The 6,309-nt window shown below is 63.2% G+C and carries 10 protein-coding genes and 1 pseudogene; 10 read left to right on the top strand and 1 reads right to left on the bottom strand.

Annotated features, from left to right (window positions below):
* Positions 1–110: 110 nt before the first annotated feature.
* From ASE49_RS18910 to arsH, 8 genes and pseudogenes are all read left to right on the top strand, one after another.
* A pseudogene (locus ASE49_RS18910) lies at positions 111–338 on the top strand (DUF6927 domain-containing protein); the annotation flags it as partial.
* Positions 331–705: a hypothetical protein gene (locus ASE49_RS05545; RefSeq protein WP_056769110.1), complete on the top strand. Its 375-nt coding sequence runs from the start codon at positions 331–333 to the stop codon at positions 703–705. The pseudogene ASE49_RS18910 and the gene ASE49_RS05545, both read left to right, overlap by 8 nt.
* A gap of 167 nt (positions 706–872) precedes the next feature.
* A complete protein-coding gene (locus ASE49_RS05540) occupies positions 873–1,220 on the top strand; it encodes an ArsR/SmtB family transcription factor (protein WP_056769109.1) in 348 nt (115 codons plus the stop codon).
* Complete coding sequence (arsC, locus tag ASE49_RS05535; protein WP_056769108.1) at positions 1,217–1,645, top strand: arsenate reductase (glutaredoxin); 429 nt, start codon at positions 1,217–1,219, stop codon at positions 1,643–1,645. The genes ASE49_RS05540 and arsC overlap by 4 nt, the downstream gene beginning before the upstream one ends.
* Positions 1,645–2,931 (top strand): arsenic transporter, encoded by a 1,287-nt coding sequence (locus ASE49_RS05530; protein WP_056769107.1) that lies wholly within the window; start codon positions 1,645–1,647, stop codon positions 2,929–2,931. Before arsC ends, ASE49_RS05530 begins: the two co-directional genes overlap by 1 nt.
* Positions 2,928–3,251: a YnfA family protein gene (locus tag ASE49_RS05525; protein WP_056769106.1), complete on the top strand. Its 324-nt coding sequence runs from the start codon at positions 2,928–2,930 to the stop codon at positions 3,249–3,251. Before ASE49_RS05530 ends, ASE49_RS05525 begins: the two co-directional genes overlap by 4 nt.
* Complete coding sequence (gene arsN2 / locus ASE49_RS05520; RefSeq protein ID WP_327195749.1) at positions 3,248–3,682, top strand: arsenic resistance N-acetyltransferase ArsN2; 435 nt, start codon at positions 3,248–3,250, stop codon at positions 3,680–3,682. Before ASE49_RS05525 ends, arsN2 begins: the two co-directional genes overlap by 4 nt.
* Positions 3,682–4,425 carry an arsenical resistance protein ArsH gene (gene arsH / locus ASE49_RS05515; RefSeq protein WP_056769105.1) on the top strand — a complete coding sequence of 248 codons (744 nt, stop codon included), beginning with the start codon at positions 3,682–3,684 and terminating at the stop codon, positions 4,423–4,425. Before arsN2 ends, arsH begins: the two co-directional genes overlap by 1 nt.
* A 3-nt stretch (positions 4,426–4,428) precedes the next feature.
* Here arsH and ASE49_RS05510 read toward each other — a convergent pair whose 3' ends face one another.
* On the bottom strand, positions 4,429–4,836 hold the full coding sequence (locus tag ASE49_RS05510; RefSeq protein WP_056769104.1) for a MerR family transcriptional regulator: 408 nt from the start codon (positions 4,834–4,836) through the stop codon (positions 4,429–4,431).
* 63 nt (positions 4,837–4,899) lie between these two features.
* Here ASE49_RS05510 and ASE49_RS05505 point away from each other — a divergent pair, with 63 nt between their 5' ends.
* Both ASE49_RS05505 and ASE49_RS05495 read left to right on the top strand, forming a co-directional pair.
* A complete protein-coding gene (locus ASE49_RS05505; RefSeq protein ID WP_056769103.1) occupies positions 4,900–5,667 on the top strand; it encodes a MauE/DoxX family redox-associated membrane protein in 768 nt (255 codons plus the stop codon).
* A 421-nt stretch (positions 5,668–6,088) separates the two neighbouring features.
* Positions 6,089–6,292 (top strand): hypothetical protein, encoded by a 204-nt coding sequence (locus ASE49_RS05495; RefSeq protein WP_056769101.1) that lies wholly within the window; start codon positions 6,089–6,091, stop codon positions 6,290–6,292.
* Positions 6,293–6,309 lie beyond the last annotated feature (17 nt).

Here is a 6,309-nt window from a genome sequence, read left to right as displayed (position 1 = left end):
GGCGCCGCGTAGCCACCAGGTTTGACCGCAACATCAAGACCTTCATGGCAACCATCGCCATCGCCGCCTTCGTCATATGGTGGCTCTAATGAGTCCGGACCCTAGAACGCGCGAAGCCGGTCCCGAAGCCGGGACAGACCATCGTCTTCGACGAACCCATTCGTTTCAATGACGGCGAGGATCGCAACCGCTTCACGGTCATTGCCAATCCGAAGGGCAAGGCCCCGCTATTTCGCGATCCCATAACCGGCGCCGTGTGCCGGATTACAAAGCTCAGGACGCGCGCATACCGGCTTATCAACCCGGCCATCGTCCCAAAGGATCCGACCGATGGTTGAGCGCGCGCCAGTGATCGCGGCTTGGGGCGCGGGGGTCGATTCCACCGCCATGATCGTCGAGCTCGTCGAACGAGGCGAGCCGATCGATATGGTGTTGTTCGCCGATACCGGTTCCGAGAAGACCGATACCTACGCCTTCATCCCGGTCTTTCGTCGTTGGATGGATCGTCACGATGTTGCGTCCGACATCGTCCGCTATGAACCGCGAAATTTCAAGCATTGGCCGCCCTATGATAGCTTGGGCACCAACATGCTGACCAACGCTACCCTGCCCTCCAAGGCATTTGGGCGGGGGTCGTGCTCGTTAGGTCTAGGCTATGCCATCGTATTGTTAGCTTGCCGTTACGAAAGGACAGGCCGGGCGTAGCGCTAATCCGAAAAGCTGGCGGCGCCCGGCCTGTCCTTTCGTAACTCGAGATTGAGAGTTACGATCAGCGACCAGCGATCCCTAAGGCGGGCTTTCAACGTCCTGCCGGCCGATGCGAAAACACTAACGGATATGGCGCTCGATTATGTATCCGTTATGCTGGATATATGGAAAATGATTCGGCCATTTCTGCTTTGAGCGCGCTCGCGCAGTCGACGCGCCTTGATGTGTTCCGCTTGTTGGTGCGTCACGAGCCGGACGGTATGGCAGCGGGTGACATCGCCCGTCAGCTCGACGTGCCGCAGAACACCATGTCCGCACACCTGGGCATACTCGCGCGTGCCGGTCTCGTTCGATACGAACGACGCAGCCGCTCGATCATCTACAGCGCTGATCTGGACGGCCTGCGCGCGCTCACCCTGTTCCTAGTCAAGGACTGCTGCGCCGGCAATGCCGAGCTGTGCGCGCCGCTTGTCGCCGAACTCGCCCCCTGCTGCCGAAAGGACGCCCCATGAGCATCGATATCGTCATCTATCACAATCCCGAGTGCGGCACGTCCCGCAACGCTCTCGCCATGATCCGCAATGCCGGCATCGAACCGCATGTGGTGGAATATCTGAAGACGCCGCCCTCGCGCGCCCTGCTGGTCGAGCTGATGGATCGCGCTGGCCTGACGCCGCGCGATTTACTGCGCGAGAAAGGGACGCCCTATGCGGACTTGGGCTTGGACGACACGTCGCTGTCCGATGACGCGCTGGTTGACGCAATGATGGCACACCCAATCCTCATCAACCGGCCGCTGGTCGTCTCGCCACTTGGCGTGAAGCTGTCCCGGCCATCCGAGGCCGTCCTTGATCTGCTCCCAAGCGATCAGCTTGGCGCGTTCGCGAAGGAAGACGGCCAGCAAGTCGTTGACGCGTTGGGTCAGCGCGTCGCCTGATGCTCCTTGCTGTCCTGATCTTCGTTGCCACGATCGCGCTCGTCATCTGGCAACCCAAAGGCCTCGGCATCGGATGGAGTGCAATGGGCGGAGCCGTCGTAGCGCTGCTCGCGGGCGTCGTTACGCTATCTGACGTGCCGGTGGTGTGGGGTATCGTCTGGAACGCGACCGCCGCATTCGTCGCGATCATCGTCATAAGCCTACTGCTCGATGAGGCCGGGTTCTTCGAATGGGCGGCGTTGCACGTTGCGCGCTGGGGCAGGGGGCACGGTCGCCGGCTGTTCGTCCTGATCGTCCTGCTGGGCGCGGCGGTGTCTGCCCTGTTCGCCAACGACGGCGCGGCGCTGATCCTGACGCCGATCGTCATCGCCATGCTGCGCGCGCTGGGCTTCAAGGACAAGGCGACGCTGGCGTTCGTCATGGCGGCCGGCTTTATCGCCGACACAGCAAGTTTGCCGCTGGTCGTCTCCAATCTCGTCAACATCGTGTCGGCTGACTTCTTCAAAGTCGGCTTCGGTGAATATGCCTCCGTGATGGTGCCGGTCGATCTGGTGTCGATCGCGGCCACGCTGGGCGCACTGATGATGTTCTTCCGCCGTGACATTCCACAAGCCTATGATGTCGGAGCGCTGCGCGCGCCCCATGAGGCTATTCGTGATGCCGCAACCTTCCGCGCCGGGTGGGTTGTCCTGGCGCTCCTGCTTGCCGGCTTCTTCCTGCTCGAGCCCCTCGGCGTGCCGGTAAGCGCAGTTGCCGCTGCCGGCGCGATCCTGCTGCTGGTGATCGCGGGGCGCGGCCGTGTAATCGAGACACGGAAGGTACTGCGAGGCGCGCCATGGCAGGTCGTGATCTTCTCGCTCGGCATGTACCTCGTCGTCTACAGCCTGCGGAACGCCGGCCTGACCGATCACCTCGCCGCGCTGCTCGATCGTACGGCAGAAGGCGGTGTGTGGGGTGCGGCCTTCGGAACGGGCATCATCGCGGCCATCCTCTCGTCGGTGATGAACAACATGCCGACCGTGCTGGTCGGGGCGCTGTCGATCGACGCGGCGCACGCGACCGGCGCGGTCAAGGAAGCAATGATCTACGCCAACGTAATCGGTTGCGACCTTGGCCCGAAGCTGACGCCGATCGGGTCTCTCGCGACGTTGCTGTGGCTTCACGTTCTCGGTCAGAAGGGCGTGCGGATCGGATGGGGCTATTATTTCCGCGTCGGCGTCACGCTGACCGTACCGGTACTGCTCATTACCCTTGGCGCCTTGGCATTGAGGATCACCCTCGGATGACAGCCCTGATCTACGTCGGCGCGGCGCTTGCGGAAATCGCCGGATGCTTCGCGTTTTGGGCGTGGCTCCGGATGGGCAAGGCGCCCCTCTGGTTGGTCCCCGGCATTGCGTGCCTGATCCTGTTCGCCTGGCTTCTGACCCGCGTCGACAGTGATGCAGCGGGGCGGGCCTATGCCGCTTATGGCGGCATCTACATCTGCGCCTCCCTGCTTTGGCTGTGGAGCGTGGAGGGCATCCGTCCCGATCGCTGGGATGTCGGCGGCGCTGCCCTGTGCCTGATTGGAACCTGTGTGATCCTGCTCGGGCCGCGTGCTGCGTGACCGCGCTGATCGCCACACGCCTCGATCCGAACAAGCTGACGGGATTGGCATGGCTCCTCAATGCCGCAAGCCTGCCCAGTGCCGATCTCGCGGAGACTGACCGCGTCTTCTTCCGGTTCGATGCGGATAGCCTCGTCGGTTATGGCGGTCTCGAAGGCGAGGGAGCCGACCGCCTGCTCCGCTCCATTCTCGTCGTCCCCGGTCGTCGAGGCGCCGGCATCGGCCGAACGCTGGTCGCGGCGCTGGAACAAGAAGCGCGCGGACTGGGCGTGGAGCGATTGCATCTGCTGACCACGACCGCGGCCGTGTTCTTCCCCGCGCTCGGCTATGCGGCTGCCGATCGGCATGCCGCACCCTCGGCCATTGCCGCCACGCGTGAGTTCACCTTGCTCTGCCCCGCCTCGGCTACTTACCTCGTGAAAGCTCTCTGATGCCGCTTCGCACACTTACCGATCCCGACATTCTGCCTGCGCTCGACCCTGCATTTATCCGCCCTCGCTCTGCTGAGGCTCTTGGGCCAACCGAGCCTGCCCCACGCATCCTGCTACTCTATGGGTCGCTACGCGAGCGCTCCTTTTCCCGGCTTGCCGTCGAGGAAGCTGCTCGCCTGCTGCGCCTGTTTGGTGCTGAAACGCGCATCTTCGATCCCTCTACGCTGCCGCTGCCCGACCAAGTAGCGGGCGACGATCACCCGGCTGTTCACGAGTTGCGCGAGTTGTCGATGTGGTCGGAGGGACAGGTCTGGTGCAGCCCTGAGCGGCACGGCCAGATTACCGGCATCATGAAAGCGCAGATCGATCATCTGCCTCTCGAGATGAAGGGCATGCGCCCAACGCAGGGGCGCACGTTGGCCGTCATGCAAGTATCGGGCGGATCGCAATCGTTCAACGCGGTCAACACGCTGCGCCTGCTCGGCCGCTGGATGCGGATGGTCACGATTCCGAACCAATCTTCGGTGGCGATGGCCTTTAAGGAGTTCGACGATGCTGGCCGCATGAAGCCGTCCAGCTATTATGATCGCATCGTCGATGTGATGGAGGAGCTGGTGCGCTTCACGATCCTTCTGCGGCCCCATGCGGCCCAACTCGTCGACCGCTATTCGGAGCGAAAGCAGGCCGGCGTGCCGGTCGAGGTGGCTACCGACCTGTCGAGCATCGCTATCGCGCGCGCCTGACGCTCAAGCGTGATCGAACGCTTGAAGGATTGGACACGGTCCCGCCGAGCCGCTTCCGCACTCTCTCGCGAGATGGCGAAGGGAGGCGCGCACCCGCTCAAGCTCCTGGATCTTGGCGTCCAGCGCCTCAATCCGCTCATTGGCAAGCTCGCGTGCGCGGGCGCGATCGTCGGTTGCGTCGAGCGCTAGCAGTTCGCCGATCTGCTCCAACGTGAACCCGGCTGCCTGCGCCGATCGGATAAACCGGAGGCGGCGCACGTCATCGATTCCGTAGCGGCGAATACTGCCGCTCGCGCCGGAGCCTTGCGGCCGGTCTGGCGTATCGAGCAAACCCCGGCGCTGATAGTAGCGCACGGTCTCGACACCGACGTTCCCTTCACGCGCGAAACCCGTAATTGTCAGCGCCGCCATGCCTTGACTCCGTACTATAGTACGGACCCTATATAGGCTCCGCGAACAGGACGGAGAAGTGAGATGGCGACCGCGGCGCCCAAGAAAGCGACGATCTATCGTATGGTGATGCCTGCGCACACCTGCCCCTATGGCGTGAAGGCCAAGGATCTGCTGCGTCGGCAAGGTTACGAGATCGAGGATCATTGGCTGCGCACGCGCGAGGAAACCGACGCGTTCAAGGCGGAGCACGGCGTGAAGACCACGCCCCAAACCTTTATCAGGGGCGAGCGGGTGGGAGGCTATGACGATCTGCGCCGCTTCTTCGGCAAGGCGGTGCGCGATCCCAAGGCCGTCACATACCGGCCCGTAGTCGCGGTGTTCGCCATAACCGCGCTGATGGCGCTCGCGGCCAGCTACGCTGCCTTCGGCTCGCCGTTCACGGTCCGCGCTGGGGAATGGTTCATCGCCTTCTCGATGTGCGTGCTCGCCCTGCTGAAGCTCCAGAACGTCGAGAGCTTCTCGAGCATGTTCCTCAACTACGATCTGCTCGCCAAGCGCTGGGTGCCCTATTCCTACGTCTATCCCTACGCGGAAGGTGTCGCGGGCGTGCTGATGGCCGCTGGTGTGCTCACCTGGCTGTCGGTGCCGATCGCGCTCGTCATCGGGACGATCGGTGCGATATCCGTCATCAAGGCGGTCTATGTCGACAAGCGCGAACTCAAGTGCGCCTGCGTGGGCGGAGATAGCAACGTACCTCTCGGCTTCCTCTCGCTGACCGAGAACGTGATGATGGTCGCCATGGCGCTATGGATGGTGATCGCCCCGGCTGCGCTCTCGATGCCGCACTGAGCCGTTGACTTCAGGTCCAAAAGGCTGCCGGTAGTGGGCGTGAAGTCCGGGTCTCGTCCTTTTATCAGCGTCTTTCGCACGGCCGTCCTGGCCGTGCTTGCGATGATGCTGCTTATCCGGCTGGGGCCTATCTGCGAAGCCAGAGCTCAAGCCGCTCCGATCGCGTCGGCAATGGCCGGGTGCGAGGAGAAGAACCCTTCGGCCCCGGACAAAAAGGCGCCGCAAGCGGCCTGCGCGACGCCCTGCATCGCCGTCCCCGGGGAAGCCCTGGCGAGGGTCGAGCCGTTATCCTCACTCCCAATCGCCGCCTGGCCATCGCCGGCTAATGTCATGAGCGGGTGGCTGATACCGCCCGCCACTCCACCTCCGCGAGCCGTGTGACCCTCCAACAGGTTCACACATTCAATCAACGGAGATTTTGATGACCAAGTTCAAGCTGATCGGCGCAGCGCTGGCGCTCGCCCTTCCCACCGCAGCCTTCGCGGCCGGGTCCTGCTGCGCCGACATGGCGTGCTGCAAAGACGGTGCCGATTGCTGCAAGGACGGCAAGGGCGATTGCTGCAAGGACATGAAGAAGGGCGGCGATCATGCCGGTCACGACATGTCCGGAACGCCCAAGAAGTAAGCCGGGGAGGGAGGCGT

Source organism: Novosphingobium sp. Leaf2, from assembly GCF_001421325.1.
Taxonomy (GTDB): Bacteria; Pseudomonadota; Alphaproteobacteria; order Sphingomonadales; family Sphingomonadaceae; genus Novosphingobium.
The sequence above is the reverse complement of the archived record's forward strand: the minus strand, read 5'-3'. Positions and strand labels throughout refer to the sequence as shown.

What these genes read in the sequence shown, in the direction of transcription:
- ASE49_RS05510 (WP_056769104.1), bottom strand. Translation starts at nt 4,836, where the DNA reads ATGGCGGCGCTGACAATTACGGGTTTCGCGCGTGAAGGGAACGTCGGT.
- ASE49_RS05530 (WP_056769107.1), top strand. Translation starts at nt 1,645, where the DNA reads ATGCTCCTTGCTGTCCTGATCTTCGTTGCCACGATCGCGCTCGTCATC.
- ASE49_RS05540 (WP_056769109.1), top strand. Translation starts at nt 873, where the DNA reads ATGGAAAATGATTCGGCCATTTCTGCTTTGAGCGCGCTCGCGCAGTCG.
- ASE49_RS05545 (WP_056769110.1), top strand. Translation starts at nt 331, where the DNA reads ATGGTTGAGCGCGCGCCAGTGATCGCGGCTTGGGGCGCGGGGGTCGAT.
- ASE49_RS05495 (WP_056769101.1), top strand. Translation starts at nt 6,089, where the DNA reads ATGACCAAGTTCAAGCTGATCGGCGCAGCGCTGGCGCTCGCCCTTCCC.
- arsC (WP_056769108.1), top strand. Translation starts at nt 1,217, where the DNA reads ATGAGCATCGATATCGTCATCTATCACAATCCCGAGTGCGGCACGTCC.
- ASE49_RS05525 (WP_056769106.1), top strand. Translation starts at nt 2,928, where the DNA reads ATGACAGCCCTGATCTACGTCGGCGCGGCGCTTGCGGAAATCGCCGGA.
- arsH (WP_056769105.1), top strand. Translation starts at nt 3,682, where the DNA reads ATGCCGCTTCGCACACTTACCGATCCCGACATTCTGCCTGCGCTCGAC.
- ASE49_RS05505 (WP_056769103.1), top strand. Translation starts at nt 4,900, where the DNA reads ATGGCGACCGCGGCGCCCAAGAAAGCGACGATCTATCGTATGGTGATG.